The sequence below is a fragment of the Barnesiella sp. An22 genome (assembly GCF_963931395.1).
Taxonomy (GTDB): Bacteria; Bacteroidota; Bacteroidia; order Bacteroidales; family Barnesiellaceae; genus Barnesiella; species Barnesiella merdigallinarum.
The window spans coordinates 1,228,736-1,249,671 of the sequence record NZ_OZ007014.1; the positions used below are offsets into that span (position 1 = coordinate 1,228,736).

Sequence of the window (20,936 nt, forward strand, 5' to 3'; positions counted from 1 at the left end):
AGCGAGGGCTGTGCCGGTATCGGCACGGCCCTCGGTTTGTATATCGGTCAAGTTGCGGCCAAATATCCAACAGACAGCGCTCTATCGGCGGGCTATCTCGGCCTCGATGCGGGCCAGCTTCTCCTCCATCGGGAGGAAGGCATCGAGCCAGAAGATGTGGAATCCCCGCCGCTCCATGCCGCGAAACCAGGTCATCTGCCGCTTGGCAAACTGGTGTATGGCTATCTCGAGGAGCGAGACCATCTGGTCGTAGGTAGTGCGGCCGATAAGGTACTCGGTGATGTATTTATACTCCAGCCCGTAGTAGATGAGGGCCTCGGGGTCGATGCCCCGGTCGAGCAGCCCCTGTACCTCGGCCACCATGCCGGCCTCGAGGCGGTCGTGCAGCCGTTGGGTGATGCGGGCCCGTCGGCTCTCCCGGTCGATATTCACCCCCACGATGAGGGCATGCTCCACCGGGTGGGGAACCAGTTGTGAAGGCTCCTGACGCGAATAGTACTCGGCTATCTCGATGGCCCGTATCGCCCGCTTGCAGGTGTCGGTGTCGGTCTGGTTGTGCAGCGTCTTGTACGTCTTGAGTATCGCCTCGAGTTCGGGCAGCGACTTGTCGGCGAGCGACCGGCGCAGCTCGGGGTTCTCGGGCACCGGGGGGAGGGAGTAGCCTTTGAGCACCGCCTCTATGTAGAGGCCGGTCCCCCCGCAGAGGATGGGTGTTTTGCCCCGAGCCACAATCTCGTCGTAGGCCCGGTGGTAGTCGCGGATGTACTCAAAGAGGTTGTACTTGTAGCCCGGGGGGCAGATGTCTATCAGGTGGTAGGGAATGATCTTGCCCCCCACGGTATACTCCGCCAGGTCTTTGCCCGTGCCGATATCCATCGAGCGGTATATCTGGCGCGAGTCGGCACTGATGATTTCGGTATCGAGGCGGGCCGCCAGGGCGACGGCCAGCGAGGTTTTGCCCGAAGCGGTGGGGCCCAGTATGGTTATCAAGTCAAGCATCGCAGCAGGTTGAAGAGTGATGTTTTCGTAAAAGTTTTTGGAACCAGAGATCGATGCGGCCCAGCAGCCGGTCTTCGTTGTGCCGGCTCACGTAGAGCCAGATAGGGTCGTCGAACTCGATATTCATTTCTTGCAGGTGACGCAGGGTGAAGGCCGGTTTGTAGCCCCGGATGGGGTATCGTCGCTCGCCGCTCATGCGGTAGGTGCGGGCGGCATTGACTACCGTGCAGAGGCGGGCGTAGCACTCCCGGAAGAGGGGGTGAAGCCGGTGCTCCCGGTTGAGCCGGGCAATCTCTTCGACCGTATACCAACGGCCGGGGTAGCGGTCCATTTTGGGTATATCTTTGTCGGAGAGAAATAAGATATAATGATCAATATGGCGTAGCCTGTTTTCAGAAATGACAGAGTTTAAATGTTTCACATTAAGGTACTCAATGTTTAATTCTTTCTTTATAACTTGACTGGTTTGTTGCGCTATTTCTTTTTGAGATAAATAATGCTTAGAATAATAATACTGTATAGGAATATCTAATCCAGAACCACTGTTCCATATTTCTTTATTGCTCTGGTGCTCTATTAAAAATATTTTTTCTTGACCAATTACTATTATTCGTATAATTCCTAAAAAATCGTCCATGCCCTCTTCTCCATTCATCGCCAACTTCAACCCTTTCCCCGACGGATGAATCGTCATCTCCAAGAGCCAGCGGCGAATGGTCTCGAAGAGGATAAGGGCCACGCACAGGGCAGCCGGAAAGAAGAGGTAGAAATAGCGGCCCAGCCGGCTCTGGGTATCGATGCCCCAGAGGAAGAGCGCCCACGCGACCGCCGCCACGATAAGGGCTCCGAAGAGGAGGATGCGAATGATGTTGTAGGCCTCGAGCCGGGTATAGTCGCCCAGCAGATTGCGCTCCCAGATGCCGCCCCGTTTGATGACGCACTGCTGGCAGAAAGGGGGCTGTATGTTGCGCTGCTCGAACAGGTAGGTGAGCAACGCCATGAAGGGAGCCTGGAAGAGGACCATCGGGACAAACGGGAGGTGAAGCAGCGCCAGGCCGAGCCACAGCACGCCGCTCACGGCCAGCGCCCAGCCGACTACCCAGCCAATCGTGCCGCACCCCTTGTAGAGTTTGCTGAGAAAAATCGAGACCACAATCCAGACCACCCCCACGGCCATCGAGGCGACTATCGTCGTCCGCGCTTCGAGCAGAGGCGTGAGCACCCACAGCACGACAGCCGGCAGGAGCTGCAGCGAGTAGATGTTGGTCCAGCTTATTTCACGATTCTTCATCACGGGGTAGGCGGGTGTTTATCGGTTCAGCTTGTCGTTGAAGAAGTTGCACACCCGCGTGAACAGGTGCAGTCGGGTGTTGCAGCCGCGGATATGATGGTCTTTGTTGGTGTAGATCTGCGAATCGAACTGGATACCGGCCTCGACCAGGGCGGCCGAATATTGCAACGTGTTGAGATAGTGTACGTTGTCGTCGGCTGTGCCCGAGACGATGAGCAGATTGCCCTTGAGGTTGGCGGCGTGGGTGATGGGGGCCGATTGGCGGTAGCCGTCGCCGTTCTCCTGCGGGGTGCGCATGAAACGCTCGGCGTAGATGGTGTCGTAGTAACGCCAGTCGGTCACGGGAGCGATGGCCACTCCGGCGCGGTAGATGCCCCCGCCGGTCGACATGGCCATGAGGGTTTCGTATCCGCCGTAGCTCCAGCCGTAGATGCCGATGCGGTTACCGTCGACATAGGGCAGGGAGCTCATGTAGCGCGCCCCGGCCACCTGGTCTTCGGTCTCGTATTTGCCCAGGTGCATGTAGACGGCCGTCTCGTAGGCCCGGCTGCGGCCGCCGGTACCCCGACCGTCGACACAGGCCACGATGAATCCCTGGCTGGCCAGGTAATACTCCCAATCGACTTTCCAGTCGTCAAGTACCGATTGCGAACCGGGTCCGCTGTATTGCGACATCACCACCGGGTAACGCTTCGAGGGGTCGAAGTTGAGCGGCTTGAGCATGTAGCCGTTCATCGGTTCGCCCGCCGCATTGGGGCAGGTGAAAAACTCCTTCACCGGCAGTTGGCTCTGGGCCGCAAAGGTCTTGAGAGCCGCATTGTCCTCGAGGGTGCGCAGCGTCTTGCCGCGGGCATCGCACACCGTCACCACCAGCGGCTCGCTACTGCTGCTGTACCGGTTGATGAAATAGGTGCACGAGGGGTTGAACACGGCGGTGTTGGTGCCCTTCAGGGTCGAGAGCTTGGTCTCCACCCCCTTGGCATTTATCTTGTAGATGGCCTTGTAGAGCGGGCCCTCCTGATTCGACTCGTAGAAATAGGAGCCGCTGTTGGCGTCGTAGCCGAGGAAGCTCGACACGTTCCACTCGCCGCGGGTAATCTGGCGGGCCAGCGTGCCGTTGTAGTTGTAGCGGTAGAGGTGCTGGTAGCCGCTGCGGCAACTGGCCAGGATGAAGAAGTCGGGGTAGAAGGCGAGGTTGTCGAGGATGGGCTCGTCGATCCAGGCCTTGTCGGTCTCGCGCAACAGCAGTTTCGACACGCCCGATTTGGGATTGACGGCGTAGATGTCCATCTCGTTCTGGGTGCGGTTGAGGGTGACCACCGCCAGCCGGTCGGGGTCGGGGGTGAACTGGATGCGGGGGATGTAGCTGTCGGCCGAAATCGGCAGCTTCATCTCCTTCAGGGCACGCGTGTCGACGGTGTAGGAGTAGACCGATACCCGCGAGTTGGTCTCGCCCGCTACCGGGTATTTGTAGGTGAAGCTGCCCGGGTAGAAGCGGTATTCGGGGTAGGCGGGGCAGTAGCCCTCGTAGAGTTGGAAGGCATACATGGGCACCTGGCTCTCGTCGAACTTGACGAAGGCCAGCGTCTCGTCGTTGGGCGACCATTGCAGGGTCGAAGTCATGGCAAACTCCTCCTCATAGACCCAGTCGGGCACACCGTTGATAATCTGGTTGCGCTGGCCGTCGCGGGTCACGGCCACCTCGGTGCCGTAGTCGAGTTTCTTGATATAGATGTTGTTGTCGCGCACGAAGGCCACCATGCGGCCGTTGGGCGAGTAGACGGCCACCTGTTGCTTGCCCCCCTCGGAGAGCGGCTTGAGCAGGTTGCGGCGTATCTCGAAGGTGTAGTAGGTAGCCTTGAACGAGCGGCGGTAGATGGGTTCGGAGTCGGCATAGATGAGCAGGTGCTTCTCGTCGGGGCTGAGCGAAAAGCCGTCGAAGCTCTTCAGGTTGCACTCGCGGGCCGTCTTCACGTCGAAAAGGGTGTCGACCTCGTGGCCGGTGCGGTACTCGCACTTGACAATGCGGGTGTTGCCGTTGGTGGCGGCGTAGTAGTGCACCCCGTCGGTCGAGGGGTAGGTCTCGGCCACATCGTGCGGACGGAATTTTTCGGACGTAATATCTTCCAGTGTAAAGGCCTGGGCCCGGAACGAAATCAGTGCGATGGCGCACATGAGGGTAAATGCTATTCTTTTCATTTCGAGAGTGATGATAGATTCGTAACTCCATGGAACGCCCGCAGCTCCTCCGGCAGAACTCCTGCCCGGGTGCCCGGCGGCCGCTCCGTTTATCTATACAAAAGTAGAAAAAATACCACAAAGACAACTATTTCTATATCGATAAACGTACAATCCGGCCAAATTATTTCGGCCACAGGCCGGTCGGCGGGGGTGCATCCCGTGCGATTTGGCGGGGCGATATTTCCCCGATTCCCGATAAATTGCTAAGTTTGCAATCCGATACGGGCGAGGGCCGCCGTGGCCGGCAAGCGGCAGGGGCCGATGCCGGGAGCATCCCGGTCGAGGTCCGGGTTATTGAATATGAATAATTTGAAAAAGAGAGGATTATGATCGAATATATTACCGGCGAGGTGGTAGAGGTGACTCCTGCCACGGCCGTAATCGAGTGCATGGGCATAGGCTATCTGCTCAATATTTCGTTGAACACCTATTCGGGTCTGGCCAAGGGGAAAACGGCGCGGCTCTATGTGTATGAGGCTATCCGCGAAGATGCCTACCAGCTCTACGGTTTCGGCGACCGTCACGAGCGGGAGCTGTTTGTGTCGCTCATCTCGGTTTCGGGGGTGGGGCCCAACACGGCGCGCATGATTCTGTCGTCGCTCAATCCGGCCGAACTGGAGCAGGCCATCGTCTCGGAGAATCTGAATTTGCTGAAATCGGTGAAGGGAATCGGGGCGAAAACGGCACAACGTGTAATTGTTGACTTGAAGGATAAAATAAAACCTACCGACAATCCGTTAGTAATAAGTACGCCCGCAGCCTCCGAGGTTTACGAGGAAGCCGTGGCGGCGTTGGTGATGCTTGGCTTTTCGCAGCCTCAATCGCAAAAGGCGGTGCAGAAACTGTTGCGCGAGACCCCTTCGATGAAGGTCGAGGCGGTCATCAAACAGGCTCTGAAAATGCTCTGATACCGACGCAGTGCCTTTTCTCTTTGAAAGGCGAGCGGGGATTATGTGCAGGAGTATCGAATGAGAAGACGGATAAGGATTGGAACGATAGTGGCTTTGGCTTTGAGCGGATTAGGTGTCTATTCCGCTTTTGCTGCCTTGCAGGTGGCCGAGCCGCAGAATACCGCGCGCAACGCCCAGGCGGCGCAGGCGGGGAGTGCCGATCGTCCGGCTTCCGACTCGATAGAGATGCGTTTCCCCGTGGCCAAAACGGTGCCCGAGTCGTACGACGAGATTGACAAGAAGGCCCCCGTAGACCTGGAGAACCCGTCGAACCTGAAGACCGAGGTGGAGTATGACCCCGAGACCAACTGCTATGTGATTCACACGCGAGTGGCCGGTGTCGATGTCACTACCCCCTTCATGCTCTCGGCCGACGAGTACAACGAATACACGCTGCGCAAGTCGATGCAGCAGTATTACCGCGAGCGCAATGCCCAGAACTTTGCCGAGAACAGCAAGTCGGAGTTCAACTTCCTCGACATGAACTTTTCGCTCGGGCCCCTCGAGAAGGTCTTCGGCCCCGGCGGCGTGCAGTTGACCACCCAGGGCTCTATCGAGCTGAATATGGGCTTGAAGTACAACAAGCTCGACAACCCGGCCCTGCCGATGAGTTCGCGTAAAAAGACCTACTTCGATTTCGACGAAAAGATACAGGCATCGGTCACCGCCAAGGTGGGCGACAAGATGTCGTTCAACATGAACTACAACACCGATGCGACCTTCGACTTCGACTCCAAGAACCTCAAGTTGCAATACGAGGGCAAGGAGGACGAAATCATCAAGAACATCGAGGCCGGTAACGTGAGCATGACTACCGGGTCGTCGCTCATACGAGGCAGCACGGCCCTCTTCGGTATCAAGACTACCATGCAGTTCGGCAAGCTCACCGCCACGGCCCTGATCTCGCAGCAGCAGTCCGAGTCGAAGACGGTCAACGCCAGCGGCGGTGCCCAGACGACCCCCTTCGAGATTCAGGCCGATGCCTACGACGAGAACCGCCACTTCTTCCTGGCCCACTTCTTCCGCGACAACTACGACAAGTTTGCCTCGAAGCTGCCCTACGTATCGTCGGGGGTGAGCATCAACCGCATCGAGGTGTGGATTACCAACAAGCAGGGCAGCTACGAAGAGTCGCGCAACATCGTGGGATTCATGGATTTGGCCGAGAACAGCCGCATAGGCAACTCGCACTGGATTTCGACGACGGCCCAGCCCAACCCGATGAACAACTCCAACTCGCTCTACTCCGAAATCAAGAACGGTTACCCCGATGCCCGCAACATCAACCTGGTGACCCAGGCGCTGGAGCCCCTCTCGGCCTACGGAATCGAGGGCGGTCAGGACTATGTGAAGATCGAGAGTGCCCGCAAGCTCTCCTCGTCGGAGTATACGTTGAATGCGCAGTTGGGTTACATCTCGCTCAAGAGCAAGCTCAATGCCGACGAGATGCTGGCCGTGGCCTACGAGTATACCTACAACGGGCAGGTCTACCAGGTGGGCGAGTTTTCGGGCGATGTGACCGATACCGACCAGTGCCTCTACCTGAAGATGCTGAAGAGTTCGACCGTATCGACCGCGCTGCCCATCTGGGACCTGATGATGAAAAACGTCTATTCGTTAGGCGCCTATCAGGTGCAGAAAGACAAGTTCCGCCTCTATATCAAGTATATGAGCGACTCCACCGGCGTGGCCGTCAACAACATACCCGAGGGCAACATTGCCAACAAGACCCTCTTGCAGGTGATGAACCTCGACCGCCTGGATGCCAACGAAACCGAGTATTCCGACGGTATCTTCGACTACATCGAGGGCTATACCGTACAGTCGTCGAACGGCCGCATCATCTTTCCGGTCATCGAGCCCTTCGGCAGCCACCTGGCCGAACAGATAGGCAACGCGGCCATTGCCGAGAAGTATGTCTATCAGGAGTTGTACGACTCGACTCTCACCGTGGCCCAGCAGGTCTCCGAGAAGAACAAGTTCATTATGACCGGTGAATACAAGGCCTCGTCGGGTGCCGAGATAAGCCTCAACGCCATGAACGTGCCGCGGGGGTCGGTGGTGGTGACCGCCGGCGGTATGACGCTGGTCGAGAACTCCGACTACATTGTCGACTATGCCATGGGTGTCGTTACCATCTTGAACCAGAGCATCATCGAGTCGGGTACCCCCATCAGCGTATCGCTCGAGAACCAGTCGATGTTCAACATGCAGCGCAAGACCATGTTGGGTCTCGACCTCAACTACGCCTTTTCCAAAGACTTCAACATAGGGGCCACCATCATGCACCTGAGCGAAAAGCCCCTGACCGAGAAGGTGAGTATGGGCGACGAGGTGCTCAACAACACGCTGTGGGGTGTGAACCTGTCGTACAACACCAGTTTCCAGTGGCTCACCAACTGGATGAACAAGATTCCCACCGTCAACGCTACGGCGCCGTCGACTCTGGCCCTCACCGCCGAGTTTGCCCAGCTCATTCCCCACCAGTCCAAGACCGGCAGCTCGCAAGGCTCCTCCTATATCGACGACTTCGAGTCGACCCAGACGGGCCTCGACCTCAAGTCGCCCTACTCGTGGACGCTGGCTTCGACTCCCTACGATGCCGCCTCCGACGCGCTTTTCCCCGAAGCCCGCTACTCCAACGACGTGCGCTACGGGCAGAACCGCGCCTTGCTGTCGTGGTACTACATCGACCGCATGTTCACGCAGAAGACCTCGAGCCTCATACCCGCTCACTTGAAGAACGACCTGGACCAGCTCTCCAACCCCTACGTGCGCGAGGTGAGCGTGCGCGAGATTTTCCCCAACAAGGAGATCAACTACGGCGAATCCACGACGCAGCAGACACTCAACCTCTCGTACTATCCGCAGGAGCGGGGCCCCTACAACCTCGATGCCGACAACATCGACGAGCAGGGCCGGTTGCTCAATCCCGAAAAACGGTGGGGCGGTATCATGCGCAAAATGGACTATACCGACTTCGAATCGTCCAACATCGAGTATATCCAGTTCTGGCTCATGGACCCCTTCCTCGACGAGAACCAGACCAACCACAAGGGCGGAGAACTCTACTTCAACCTGGGTGAGGTGTCGGAAGATATTCTGAAAGACGGAATGAAGTCGTTCGAAAACGGTCTGCCCATCGATGGCGACACCACCCAAATAGCCACTACGGCCTGGGGTAAGGTCTCCAAGCGGCAGTCGCTTACCTACGCCTTCGACAACACGAGCGGAACCCGCACCCTGCAGGATGTGGGTCTCGACGGTCTGACCAACGACGAGGAGTACGGCTTTTCGTCGTATAAGGATTATCTGGCCAAGCTCGAGGCCAAATTGTCGCCTGCCGTGGTTGAGGAGATGCGGCAAGACCAGTTCTCGCCCTTCAACGACCCCGCCGGCGATAACTATCACTTCTACCGCGGCCACGACTACGACGATGCCCAGACCTCGATTCTGGACCGTTACAAGCACTACAACGGTACCGAGGGCAACTCGCTCTCGACCGAGGATGTGGCCGACTCCTATTACCAGTCGTCCAAGAGTGTGCCCGACGTCGAGGACATCAACCAGGACAACACCCTCAACGAGTACGAACGCTACTACCAATACCGCATCTCGCTCTGTCCCGACAGCCTCGTGGTGGGCAAGAACTACATCACCGACAAGCGCGAGACCACCGTACCCCTCCGCAACGGGCAGGAGGGCAAGGCCGTGTGGTACCAGTTCAAGGTGCCCCTCTCTCAACCGCAGAAGAAGGTGGGCTCTATTCAGGATTTCAAGACCATCCGCTTCATCCGTATGTTTATGACCGGCTTCGAGGTCGAGACCCACTTGCGCTTTGCCACCCTCGAGCTGGTGCGGGGCGAATGGCGCACCTACGATTACGCCGTAGACAAGGCCACCAACTCGCCGGCCCAGGGCAACCTGGACGTCTCGGTAGTCAATATCGAGGAGAATGCCGGTCAAGAGCCCGTCAACTATGTGTTGCCGCCGGGGGTAACCCGTATCATCGACCCGGGACAGTCGCAGATAACCCAGCTCAACGAGCAGGCCATGTCGTTGAAGGTGACCGACCTGCCTACCGGCGAGGGTCGTGCCGTCTACAAAAACAGCGGCATGGACATGCGTACCTACAAGCGGTTGCAGATGTTTGTCCACGCCGAGAAACTCATCGACGACAACACCAACCTGCGCGATGGCGACGTGTCGGTATTCCTGCGGTTGGGTTCCGACAACAAATCGAACTATTACGAATACGAGATACCGCTCTCGCTCACCGAGCCCGGTACATACAGCACCTACAATACGCAGGACCAGGAGGCTGTTTGGCCCTCGTCCAACATGTTCGACTTTCCGCTTTCGGTCTTCACCGACCTGAAGCTGGAGCGGAATGCCAAGAAACGGCAAGAGAGTTCGGGCGTAACCTTCCAAACCCGCTATTCGATCTACGACCCCGACAAGGCGCAAAACAAGGTGACCATCGTGGGCAACCCCTCGTTGAGCGACGTGCGCACCATGATGATTGGTGTGCGTAACAACTCCAACTCCACCAAGTCGATTACCATCTGGGTGAACGAAATGCGCCTGACCGATTTCGACCAGTCGGGCGGCTGGGCGGCCAAGGCCAACATGAACCTGGGACTGTCCGATATTGCCACGCTCAATATTGCCGGCCATGTCGAGACGGCCGGTTTCGGCGGCATAGACCAGAGCCTCACCGAGCGGCGCCTCGACGACTACTACCAGTACAACATCGCCACGATGGTCGAGTTGGGCCGTTTCCTGCCCGACAAGGTCAAGCTCAGAGCCCCCCTGTTCTACTCGCTCACCGAGCAGCGCACTTCGCCCAAGTACAACCCGCTCGACCAGGATATTCTCCTCAAGGATGCCTTGCGGAATGCCGGCAGCCAGCACGAGCGCGACTCCATAAACGACGCCTCTATCGAGCGGTCGACGGTCGAGAGCCTCAGCCTCTCGGGCGTGATGTTCGACATCCGCAGCAAGAACCCCATGCCCTACGACCCGGGTAACTTCTCGATCAGCTACTCCTATAACCGGCAGTCCAACCAGGACCCCACGACCGAGTTCGAGAATACCTACGACTACCGGGGCAGCTTCACCTACTCCTACACGCCGTTTGTGAAACCGTGGGTTCCCTTCAAGGGGTTGAAGAGCAAGTCGAAGCACCTCAAGTTCCTGAAAGAGTGGGAACTCTACTACCTGCCCAGCAACATCGCGTTCAATACCAACATGTCGCGCTACTACTACGAGCAGCAGATTCGCGACGTGAACGGTTCGGGCGGTATGGCCCTACCCATCAGCGTGAGCAAGAACTTCCTGTGGGACCGCCAGTTCTCGCTGTCGTGGAATCTCACCAAGTCGCTCAACTTCTCGCTGCAGACCATGACCAACGCTCATATCGAGGAGCCTGTGGGGGCCGTCAACAAAGAGCTTTTCCCCGACGAGTATAGGGCCTGGAAAGATACCGTGATGACCAGCATCAAGAACCTGGGTACGCCCTGGAACTACAACCAGACTTTCAACGCCTCGTATACCGCGCCGTTCAGCAAGATACCGGTCATCGACTACATGTCGTTCACGGCCAAGTACAACGCCACCTATACCTGGGACCGCGGAGCTCAGGTATCGAGCGACATCGATCTGGGCAACACCATCAGCAACCAGGGACAGCTCAGCCTCGATGGCCGCTTCAACTTCGAGCAGCTCTACAACAAGTCGAAATATCTGCAGAAGATCAACCGCCGTTTCTCGTCGAGCAATCGGGGACAGTCGATTAAAAAGAAGGAGCGCAAGTTCGAGCGCACCATTCTGCTGCGCGAAGACACCACGGTGACCTTGCGGCACAACCTCAACAACAAGAAGGTGAAGGTGGTGGCCCGCGACGATGCCGGCAAGCGGGTGGCCCTGCGCACCAAGGTCATCGACGCCAACAGCGTGATGATTCTCGACAAGGGTACCCAGCGGCTGAATGTGGTGATTACCCCCGGCAAGGAGAAACCCAACTTCTGGAAGGAGGCGGCCGAGTATTCGTTGCGGGGGCTGATGATGGTGCGCAACGCCAGCGTGCGCTACCGCAAGACCAACACCACCTCGCTGCCCCTCTTCTCGCCCAACATCGGCGACATATTCGGGCAGTCGAACTCCTACGGTCCCATGTCGCCCGGTCTTGACTTTGCCTTCGGCTTTACCGACGAGAGCTATGTCTACCGGGCCAAGGAGCGCGGCTGGCTGCTGTGCGACTCTACCCAGATAAGCCCCGCCGTAATCGGTCGTACCGAAGAGTTCAACATCGAGATTGCCCTCGAGCCGATACGGGGGTTGAAAATCAACCTCACGGGCAACCGCACCGACACGCGCAGCTCGCAGATGCAGTTCATGTATGCCGACATGCCTACCACCCGGGGCGGAAGCTATACCAAGACCCACATCGCCCTGAAGACCGCCTTCCGCAGCAGCTCGTCGAAAGACGGCTATGCGTCGCAAGCCTTCAACGACTTCCTGCGCAACCGCGAGATTATCGCTTCGCGTCTCGAGGCCCGCTATGCCCAGGGCAACTATCCCAACCGGGGATTTATCGCTTCGACCGGCCTGGCCGGGCAGCCTTACGACGTGGCCAACGGCGGGGTGAACCGCAGTTCGGCCGACGTGATGATACCCGCCTTCCTGGCCGCCTATTCGGGTATGGATGCCAACAAGGTAGGGCTCTCGCCCTTCCCCGACATTACGGCCATTCTGCCCAACTGGCGCATCACCTACGACGGCCTCATGCAGGTGCCTCTGATTAAGAAGTATTTCAAGGCCTTCACCCTGTCGCATACCTACCAGTGTACCTATTCGGTGGGCTCCTACTCGTCGTACCTCAACTGGGTGGAGTCGGACGGCGATTTCGGTTTCATCCGCGACGAACTCTCGGGCAACCCCATACCCTCGTCGCCCTTCGACATCTCGTCGGTGATGATTACCGAGCGTTTCGCCCCCCTTATCGGTCTCTCGGTCACGCTGAAGAACAACATTACCGGCAATATCAAGTTCAACGACTCCCGTACCCTCACCCTCAACTCGGCCGCCGGCCAGATTGTAGAGGCCACAACTACCGATTTCACTATCGGGGCCGGGTACAAGATTGCCAACTTCAACACCATCCTGAAGCTGCGGGGCTCGCAAACGGGTGTCAGCAACGACCTCACCATCAACGCCGATTTCTCGTTCCGCAAGAATCAGTCGCTCATCCGCCGCATCGAGCAGAACTTTACCCAGGCCACCAGCGGCACCCGCACCACCATGATCGAGCTCACGGCCAATTACGTGCTGAGCAAGCGCATCACGGTGGGAGCCTACTTCGACCACCAGATCAACACCCCGCTGGTATCCTCGTCGTCCTACCCGATAACCAACAGCAACTACGGTATCTCGGTGCGCCTCTCGCTGGTGAAATAGTCTGCATCAGGAGCCGGACGGAGGCGAGTATCTTCACGTCGGTCTTCTGTCAGTACAGTCGGGAGTTGAGGTCGAGAGGAATAGCGAGCGTGTCGGCCGCCCACAGATGGAAGTCGGGCATCACGTCGCCCGAAAAGAAAATCCGATAATATTTGTAGGCCGGGCCCGTAATGCGCAGGGTCAGTTTTCCCGGTATTTTGCCGCTGTTCGACAGCTGCCCCACGGTGACAAACTTGTTTTCGGCATCGTTGCCTCCCCATAACGAGAGAATCGTTTTCTTCCCGGACGACGAGACCCGCAGCGAAAGTTCCCTCCACCGTTGATAGCTCTCGCTCTGGAGCGTGATGGGACGGGTGAGCAGTACAATCTGTGCCGTATTGTTCCGTATCTCTTTTTGCAGATCAAAGATATTCCCTTGTTCATCCTGACCCAACAGATGTGTGGCATCGTAAAGATACGAGGTGTAGACTTGTGTCGTGCGGTATATATACATCGAGGGCAGATGCAGAACCACCGTATATCCGAGTCGAGGTTGGCAGAATAGCAACTCTTTTTCGATGGGGTTATAGGCGATGATACACCCTTGAATGAAGTCGGAGAGCGGTGTCGTGTCGCAGGTTGCCTGTAATATATTGCTCGAGAGCTGATAGTCTTGAAGCTTCGAATTGTCTTCGTAGGGCAGTTCGTCGAATGCCAGAAGCTGCTGCGTGGTTGCACCCTGTAAAATCGATAGCCCTTTTGGAGTGGCAAACAGGATAGCCTCTTCGAGGGGAATGATGGGATATTCCCTCGAAATAGGTTCACGGCTCAACTGATGCTGGTTGCTGTAGCACACCTCGCCCGAGCCGCTTTGCAGGGCCCAGATGCCCTCTTCGGTAAAAAGGTAGAGCGGGAACTCGCCGAACTGTCCCTCCGACAGGGCGGTGGTAATGCTCGCGATGCCGGTGATGGCTCCGTTCGATACCGAGTAGGTTTGTTCGGCCGGAAAGACAAACGGGTTTTCATACTTCGATACCCGCAGAATATTGTCCTGCGTATAGACGTCGTTGCTGGGCGAGGGGATGGTCAGGGCACTCGAGCCCGCTGCCGAATCGACCTCCAGAGGTGCTGCCACAAACGAATCGTCGAGGTAGTCGGCCCGGTTTTCATACTCCGAGGGGGTGAGCTCGATGCGCTTGCGGTACAGTCCCGACGCGCTTTTCACGACAATCTCCATCAGGTAGGCATTGCTGTCGGGGTAGGAGATGAAGGGCGAGAGCTGGTTGTAGAAGTAGTCGGTCGTCCCGCTCCACACCACCATGCTTTCGCCTCGCTCGGTTTTGAGGTAGGTGCAGATATAGGCCTCGGCCGGTTCGGCATTGGTTCGCCCCGTAGTCTGCATGATCAGCGGGAACCCCGGGAACATCTTGCGGCTCAGGTTGGCCTGGTGCAGCCGCTTGTTGAGCACGTAGCTCACTTGCGCTCCGGTTGAGAGCAGGGTCGTATTGTCGGGCGATAGCACCTCTTCGTGTACCAGCATGTCGGGGCGTATGTCGCTGTAAAAGTCGTACCATTCGCCCACCTTCAGGTTGCTCCAGTCTTCGATCGAAGTTATTTTGTAGAAGAGCGAACTTTGCATGTATTGTTTCTTGATTTCGTTCCGGTCCAGAAACGAGATGTCGCCCGTGACGTAAAAGACGGTGTTGCCGTTCTCTTGGGTACGCTCGATTTTGAAGTCCATGCCTTGCAGCGTTTCGCCCGTCTCGAAAATCGTGGCTTCGGGGGTTACGAAGAAGTCGATACTCTTCACGATGTCCTTCCAGTTTTCGAGGTTCAGACTGTGAATGAAATATTTGACGATGAAGTTTTCGGCAATAATCTGTCCCTCGTAGGTTCCCGTACAGATGTTGTTCGAGTTTTTGATGCGGATTCTCAGTTGCGAAGGCTGTATGGGGTTGGCCTGCGAGAGCATGACGGGAGTCGACGAGAATATGCGACTGCCGTCGTAGAGGGTGAGTGCATATCGAATGAGTATGGGCTGAATGAAATAACGCCGTTTCCAGGCCTGCTCCTGCAGTTGGAAAAAGGCATCGTAGTAGGCCCCGTTGTAGAAGTTGGTCTCCTCGGTCTTAAGGTAGGTCGGGTTGTTGTAGGTCTCGGAGAAGGTGTGCTCGGGCACGATATAAGCGTCGGTATAGCGGGTATAGGCCGAGAACGAAATCTCGGGAAAGTCGGGTTGCTCGCCCAAAAATATATATTCGCCCTCTTTGTAGAGCAGGTAGTAGGTATGCTCGGCACAGATGACGATGAGGGTGTTGCCAATCGACTGAACCGACAGAGCGGTACTCCCGTTGAGGGTAAACAGCTCTTTTTCGACAGGCGTTATCTTTTCGCTATCCCGGTCGATATTCACCTCGTAGTAGAGGGCATAGTCGTTGGCCGTGATGTGATGCTCTCCGTCGTAGCAGGTATGCACATAGAGCAGTCGGCGGTCTTTCTCCTGGGTATTGTACAGATACTTGGGGGTGCCCACGGGAATCAGGTGGCCCGATTGTTTGCGCAGATTGACCACCGACGAGCAGTCGCCCGGCTGGGCAGTCGCAGGCGAAGCATGGCGATTCATGCCGTTGAAGATAATTCTCGATTTCATAGGACAGAAAAATTTCCGGTAAAAGTAATGCCGGCTCTCTCTCGACTTGTGGCATGATGATACTCTTTGAAAGAAGGAGGCCCTTCCCGACTATTGATAAATACCTGATAATAAAACAGGAGGGGCCTCCTTGCCCCCTTGGTGCGGGGTAGAAGGCGCATTGCCCAAGCATAACCAATCACTGTTTTGCGCCTGAGTTTGTACCTGAGTATAACATGCGAGCGGGGCAAATGGTTGAGTCGGGGGTGAGCCGTACATGCAAAAAATAGGGGGGCGGGGGCGATATTCTTGCCTTTGCGACGTTCAACATACGGGATAAATGCGTATCTTCGCTCAGAAAGGAGATAGGCTTTATGGACAAACTCAATTTTGCTGCAATAGATATTGGCTCCAATGCCGTGCGACTGCTTATCAAGGGTATCAATCCGGATGAGAACGTAACCGATTTATCCAAGGTCTTCATCGTGCGTGTGCCGTTGCGGTTGGGGCAAGATACCTTTACCAAAGGGCGTATCTCTACCGAGAAGACCGAGAAGCTGCTGCGACTCATGCACGCCTTCTCGCAGTTGATGCAGGTCTATAACGTAGTCTCCTACCGGGCTTGTGCCACCTCGGCCATGCGCGACTCGTCGAACGGGGCCGAAATCGTGCGCTATATCTCCGAAAAGAGCGGCATTCACATCGAGGTTATCGACGGTCTCGAAGAGGCTCGTATCGTCTACGACAGCCACATTGTCGACCAGTTTGAGCAGGAGGGCAATTTTGTCTATGTCGATGTAGGTGGCGGCAGTACCGAGGTGAGCATCATCAGCAACCGCTCGTTGTTGCAGTCCCAGTCGTACAACATCGGTACGGTGCGTATCCTCAACAAGAAGTTGAGTCGCAGCGAACTCTTCCGCATGTACCGCGACTTGAGGCGGGTGAAAGAGTCATATCCCCGAATCTCCATCATCGGCTCGGGCGGGAACATCAACAAGCTGCACCATCTGGCCAAAATACCGGCTCGCGAGCCCCTCACCGTAGAGCGCCTGCTCGAGTTGAGAAACGAGCTCAACAGCTATCCCATTGTCGAGCGCATCGAGCGTTTCGGCCTCAAGCCCGACCGTGCCGACGTCATTGTGCCTGCAGCCGACATCTATCTGCAGATAGCCACACACATCGGCGCGCAGGAGATATGGGTGCCTACCATCGGTATCGTCGACGGTATCATCTATTCGCTCTGCTCCGATTATCTGGAGATGCACAAAAAGTAAGGGCTTCTATTTTTTCTTCTTCTCCCACTTGGGACGTTGGTCTTTCTTCAGGATAAAGTCGCGTATGAAGAGAGCCGTCTCTTCGCTGCCCAGTATCGACGAGTCTATCGACAGGTCGTACGACGACGATACCCCCCAACCCTTGTCGGTATAGAAGTTGTAGTAGGCGGCGCGCAGTTTGTTTTTCTTTTCGGCCAGTTCGATGGCCTCCTTGCGTGTCATTCCTTGCGAGCGGCTCAGTATGCGGGCAATGCGATCCTCGAGCGGCGCGTGTATGAACACGTTGTAGCATCGTGGATATTGGCGCAGGATATAGTCGGCACATCGTCCTACGATTACGCACGATTGGGTCTCGGCCAGTTTGCGGATTACGTCGGACTGGAATTTGAAGATGTATTCATTCGACAAACCTCCGTCGCCCCACAAGCCTCCGGCCCCCGTGAGCCAGTTGATCGAGAACGAATTGAGCAGGGCGCTCGGGGCGCGTTCGTCGGCCTTCTCGAAATATTCGGTGCTGAGTCCGCTCGACTTCGAGGCTTCGTTTATCAATTCCTTGTCGTAGTAGGCGATACCGAACAGTTCGGAGAGCCGCTTGCCGATTTCACGGCCGCCGCTGCCGAATTGCCGGCCTATGGTGATGATGAGGTTGTTGTTCATAATGTCGTGTATAGATTCGATTATCCAACAAACTTACATTAAAAAAATAGGAAATCCTATATCCCGATATATTTTTTTTGCGTGCTTGGCTGCTTTTCGATGTGTCGTTCAGGGCTTCATCGGCAAAAGGTCCGGTTCAACGACGTCCGACCTTTTCGGCGTGATAGTCAGCCAGATGGTCGCAATGACCCCGAACCAGTTTCCCTTTTTGGGTGTGGGGGTATCGCCGGGCCACGGTGCGGAAGTTGCACAGGGTGTAGTGTATGTCGGCTCCCGTTTCGTCGTCGGTAATCAGGTCGGTAGCCTGCCGTACGAGGGCTTCGGCTCGGGCCAGGGCCGCGCGGGTATATCGGTCGTTTTCCCAGTCGCGCTTCTCGCACACCTGCCCCCAGTAGCAGCTGCCCCGGTAGTATTGGGTCAGGCTCCAGCAACGGTCGAACGAGTTGCGCAGCCCGATGGCATAGCGCACCATCAGCCGGGCCTTGCGGTTGGGTTCCCGGGTCGCCTTCATGCTCTGCTCCAGCGAGAGCATCTCCCGGGCAAAGGCAAATTTGAAGTCGGTCGGATTCTCGGTCGGGGTAGCCCGTATGGCGAAGGGGTCGTATTTCGATTCGACGTTGAGGTGGTGCTTGTAGGCCTCGCTCACGGCACCCAGATAGCCGATGGCCTCGCCGTATCGCATGGCGCGCAGGCATTGCGTGCCCGCTATGTCGTTGAGGTAGTCGTTGCCCGTGTAGCCCCGGGCGTTGAGGAATCGGTCGAATGCCGTTTGCGGCCGTTGTACCTGCCGCACGTAGGCGATGGCGGCGTCGGTCCCGAGGCTGTCGATCATCTCGAAAAAGTGGTTGCTGTAATCGTATGAGTTGAACTCGCCCGAGTATCGGTATTTGTCCAGCGGCAGAACCTGCTGCACAAACTGGCAATCTCCGTTCTCGTCGGTTATGACAAGTGTCACCTCCTGCTTGCCGACGAGCCCCAGCAGCCGGTTGTCGGCCATGTTGGCCAGTTGCAGAGCCCGGGTCGTTTTGCCGGCCTTGAGCATGCGGGGACACACCTCCGACAGCACGATGCGGCGCATCATGTCGTTCCAGTAGTAAAAGCTGGCGCATCGTATCAGCTTGTACCCGTGGGTGGTCTCGTCGCGCACCGGCTCGGTCAGGCGGTTTGCGATTTGTTTGTCGAGCCACTCGAGCTGCTTGAACAGCCGCCTCTCGTAAGCCTGGTTGCAGGGTTGTGTGCGGGCATCGAGGTAGATGCGGAATACCGCAATCGACTCGTCGATAAACGGGTTCGACCGGGCCCGCTCGGCCAGCCGCAGCAGTCGATAGGCCTGGCTGGTCTCTCCGTCGAGGCCCGACAGGAAGGCGGCCGTGTAGTACCACATGGCCGGTATCTCCGTCTCTTTGTTGCGGGCCATCTTCATACACAGGTCATGCAGCTTCGCCTTTTCGGCCCGGATCGCTGCCGTATCGCAGGGATAGAAGGTGTCGGGCACCTCGAGACTGCGTATGTAGCTCTGCAACGTCTGAGTTATGTAAGGGCTGTTCGGTGCATATTGGCACACGAGCGAGAGGGCGTCGACGGTCGACACGTTCTTGCTGCCTTGCCCCGTGTAGAAGAGAATGGAGCCCACGTCACCGGTCCGGGCAAAGTAGGGGAGAGCCTTCTCGGCTTGTCCCGTGCGTACCTCGGCCCCCGCTATGTAGGGCTCGATCAGGCGGCGCATCAGGTTGTCGGCCGGCAGTCGCGACACCTCCGACTCCCACAGGTCGATGCAGCTCTCGTATCGCCCCAGCGTGAAGAGTGCCCGTACTGCTTGCAACAGATAGCGGTCGCGCAGTCTGGGTTCCCGGTTCGACAGGGCATGTTCGGCCACCTCTTCGAGCGTCATACGTGCCCCGATTTTCATCGAAGGGTAGTACCAGCGCGAGTTGCGCTTCAGGCGGATGTACTCGTTGGTCTTGGCCAGCAGCAGGAAGTCGAGCAGGGCCGTATCGCGTTGGGCAATCCACGCGACGAAAGGGTTGTCGTGTTTTCCCATTCGGTGAGTCTCTACCCGTTCGAGCTCCTCGAGCGGCATCTTGTATACGGCTTGGTAAATATCGGCCGTAGGAATATCGGGCGAGGTTAGCCGCTGCCACTCCCGGCAATTCTCCTCGTCCTCCCGGAGGGGCGATGGGTCGGCAGAATCGGACTCATACACTCTATACATATAATACTCTTCCGGGGCATACCAGGGCTCCCAGCAGGCAGCAACTTCGTGGCTGGTAAACAGAGCGGCCAGACTAACGGCCAAGAATCTGATCGATCTCTTCATGGGTGTAGTGTTTGAGTTGTGCATAATCCAGGTGATACAGCAGGTTGCCGCTTGCCGGTTGGCCCAAATAGCTTTCGACCAGCTTCTTGACGGCTACTATTTCGGCTGCGGCAGGCCGCTCTCGCCGCACCGACTCGCCGGGCTGCGACACCGTGTCGGCCTCGGTCACAATCGATACGAATTTTTCTCCCTCGAATTTGACACCCCAGCCGAATACGGGGTAGGCATAGTCCAGGGGAATCGGGTACCGTTTCCGGGTCATATAGGGTTTTACATCGGCGATGTCCAGTATCGAGTTACGGGTGTCGTGCCCCTTCAATGTCCCCGTGTTGTACAGCATCAGTACACCCCGGTCGGCCGGGGGTGCCGGTTCGCGCAACTGATGCAGCCGCACGGTTATGCTCAGCTCTATCTCCTTTTTCTGCAACGAGTCTCTGACCGTCTGGCACAACACGGCGTAGCTCTCGCGGGTCGATGCCGTCCAGTCGCAATCGAGTTGTATCTCGTTTATCTTTCCGCACTCGTTATACGAACTCATGGCCAGCAGCCGGTCGACGATGAGGGGGGCGAACTTCCGCTCTTTCCCCGCCATGACCCGCAGGGCGTCGAGGGTGATATAGGCGACCGGTACAATCTCTATCTCGTCGGGTACCCGTGCTTCGAACCGAGTCGTGGCGATGGGCACGACTTCGGAGCCGCCGGTCTCGTAGTCGGGCTCTACGGCCACATCGAACATGTGCAGGTAGATGCGGTCGATGTCGTGTTCTGCCAGGAAGGCTCGTTCGGCCGAGTCGGGGGCAAAGGTCGTTTTCCAGTAATAGACCGAGTTGTGTTTCGCAAACTCCGCGGTTGTCTTGTTCTGGCGTGTGCATCCCGCGATAAGCACACTTGTCGCGATTAGTACCAGGCCGATGGGGTGTAGCAGTTTCATAGTTTGTTTTTGTTTTTGAGGAGTCTGTTGCAAAGATGGTGAAATGGTTGCATGGACAGCACTGTTTTTGGTCCGACTGTACGAAATGGCTATCGGGCTGTATGAAATGCTTCTGTGCGACCTATTTCGTAAAGAAGGCTCCTTGGGTTGGGAATCCGCTTCGAAAAGTGAGGCTTTTTGGCCTCCTCGCACAAACTGTTTTATGAAATA

Annotated in this window: 10 protein-coding genes; 3 read left to right on the forward strand and 7 right to left on the reverse strand. The window is 56.9% G+C overall.

The features are described from left to right. Nucleotides 1–81: 81 nt before the first annotated feature. From miaA to ABGT88_RS05010, 3 genes are read right to left on the reverse strand one after another with little or no spacing between them, the layout of a single operon-like run. Nucleotides 82–999: a tRNA (adenosine(37)-N6)-dimethylallyltransferase MiaA gene (gene miaA, locus ABGT88_RS05000; protein ID WP_346700770.1), complete on the reverse strand. Its 918-nt coding sequence runs from the start codon at nucleotides 997–999 to the stop codon at nucleotides 82–84. Continuing rightward, complete coding sequence (locus ABGT88_RS05005; RefSeq protein ID WP_346700772.1) at nucleotides 992–2,290, reverse strand: hypothetical protein; 1,299 nt, start codon at nucleotides 2,288–2,290, stop codon at nucleotides 992–994. Before ABGT88_RS05005 ends, miaA begins: the two co-directional genes overlap by 8 nt. 18 nt (nucleotides 2,291–2,308) lie before the next feature. Beyond that, complete coding sequence (locus ABGT88_RS05010) at nucleotides 2,309–4,489, reverse strand: S9 family peptidase (RefSeq protein ID WP_346700774.1); 2,181 nt, start codon at nucleotides 4,487–4,489, stop codon at nucleotides 2,309–2,311. 368 nt (nucleotides 4,490–4,857) lie between these two features. Between ABGT88_RS05010 and ruvA the strand changes: the two genes are divergently transcribed. Then, entirely contained in the window at nucleotides 4,858–5,439 is a 582-nt protein-coding gene (gene ruvA / locus ABGT88_RS05015) for a Holliday junction branch migration protein RuvA (RefSeq protein ID WP_258326460.1), read from the forward strand. Nucleotides 5,440–5,499: 60 nt separating this feature from the next. Beyond that, nucleotides 5,500–12,939, forward strand: a complete 7,440-nt coding sequence (gene sprA, locus ABGT88_RS05020; RefSeq protein WP_346700776.1) for a cell surface protein SprA — start codon at nucleotides 5,500–5,502, stop codon at nucleotides 12,937–12,939. Between the two features lie 49 nt (nucleotides 12,940–12,988). On the opposite strand, the gene ABGT88_RS05025 is transcribed toward sprA, so the two are convergent. Further along, nucleotides 12,989–15,568, reverse strand: coding sequence for a hypothetical protein (locus ABGT88_RS05025; RefSeq protein WP_300130313.1), 2,580 nt, complete (start codon nucleotides 15,566–15,568; stop codon nucleotides 12,989–12,991). Nucleotides 15,569–15,921: 353 nt separating this feature from the next. Here ABGT88_RS05025 and ABGT88_RS05030 point away from each other — a divergent pair, with 353 nt between their 5' ends. Further along, nucleotides 15,922–16,821 carry an exopolyphosphatase gene (locus tag ABGT88_RS05030; RefSeq protein ID WP_087408102.1) on the forward strand — a complete coding sequence of 300 codons (900 nt, stop codon included), beginning with the start codon at nucleotides 15,922–15,924 and terminating at the stop codon, nucleotides 16,819–16,821. 6 nt (nucleotides 16,822–16,827) lie between these two features. Here ABGT88_RS05030 and ABGT88_RS05035 read toward each other — a convergent pair whose 3' ends face one another. From ABGT88_RS05035 to ABGT88_RS05045, 3 genes are all read right to left on the reverse strand, one after another. Next, nucleotides 16,828–17,478, reverse strand: a complete 651-nt coding sequence (locus tag ABGT88_RS05035) for an AAA family ATPase (protein WP_087408101.1) — start codon at nucleotides 17,476–17,478, stop codon at nucleotides 16,828–16,830. Between the two features lie 136 nt (nucleotides 17,479–17,614). Further along, entirely contained in the window at nucleotides 17,615–19,795 is a 2,181-nt protein-coding gene (locus ABGT88_RS05040; RefSeq protein WP_346700779.1) for a hypothetical protein, read from the reverse strand. Further along, the gene (locus ABGT88_RS05045) at nucleotides 19,764–20,726 is read right to left on the reverse strand and encodes a hypothetical protein (protein ID WP_346700781.1); all 963 of its coding nucleotides are present in this window, start codon (nucleotides 20,724–20,726) and stop codon (nucleotides 19,764–19,766) included. The genes ABGT88_RS05040 and ABGT88_RS05045 overlap by 32 nt, the downstream gene beginning before the upstream one ends. Between the last annotated feature and the right edge of the window lie 210 nt (nucleotides 20,727–20,936).

Coding starts and splice junctions, on each gene's coding strand:
- miaA (WP_346700770.1), bottom strand. CDS start 999: ATGCTTGACTTGATAACCATACTGGGCCCCACCGCTTCGGGCAAAACC.
- ABGT88_RS05005 (WP_346700772.1), bottom strand. CDS start 2,290: ATGAAGAATCGTGAAATAAGCTGGACCAACATCTACTCGCTGCAGCTC.
- ABGT88_RS05010 (WP_346700774.1), bottom strand. CDS start 4,489: ATGAAAAGAATAGCATTTACCCTCATGTGCGCCATCGCACTGATTTCG.
- ruvA (WP_258326460.1), top strand. CDS start 4,858: ATGATCGAATATATTACCGGCGAGGTGGTAGAGGTGACTCCTGCCACG.
- sprA (WP_346700776.1), top strand. CDS start 5,500: ATGAGAAGACGGATAAGGATTGGAACGATAGTGGCTTTGGCTTTGAGC.
- ABGT88_RS05025 (WP_300130313.1), bottom strand. CDS start 15,568: ATGAAATCGAGAATTATCTTCAACGGCATGAATCGCCATGCTTCGCCT.
- ABGT88_RS05030 (WP_087408102.1), top strand. CDS start 15,922: ATGGACAAACTCAATTTTGCTGCAATAGATATTGGCTCCAATGCCGTG.
- ABGT88_RS05035 (WP_087408101.1), bottom strand. CDS start 17,478: ATGAACAACAACCTCATCATCACCATAGGCCGGCAATTCGGCAGCGGC.
- ABGT88_RS05040 (WP_346700779.1), bottom strand. CDS start 19,795: ATGAAGAGATCGATCAGATTCTTGGCCGTTAGTCTGGCCGCTCTGTTT.
- ABGT88_RS05045 (WP_346700781.1), bottom strand. CDS start 20,726: ATGAAACTGCTACACCCCATCGGCCTGGTACTAATCGCGACAAGTGTG.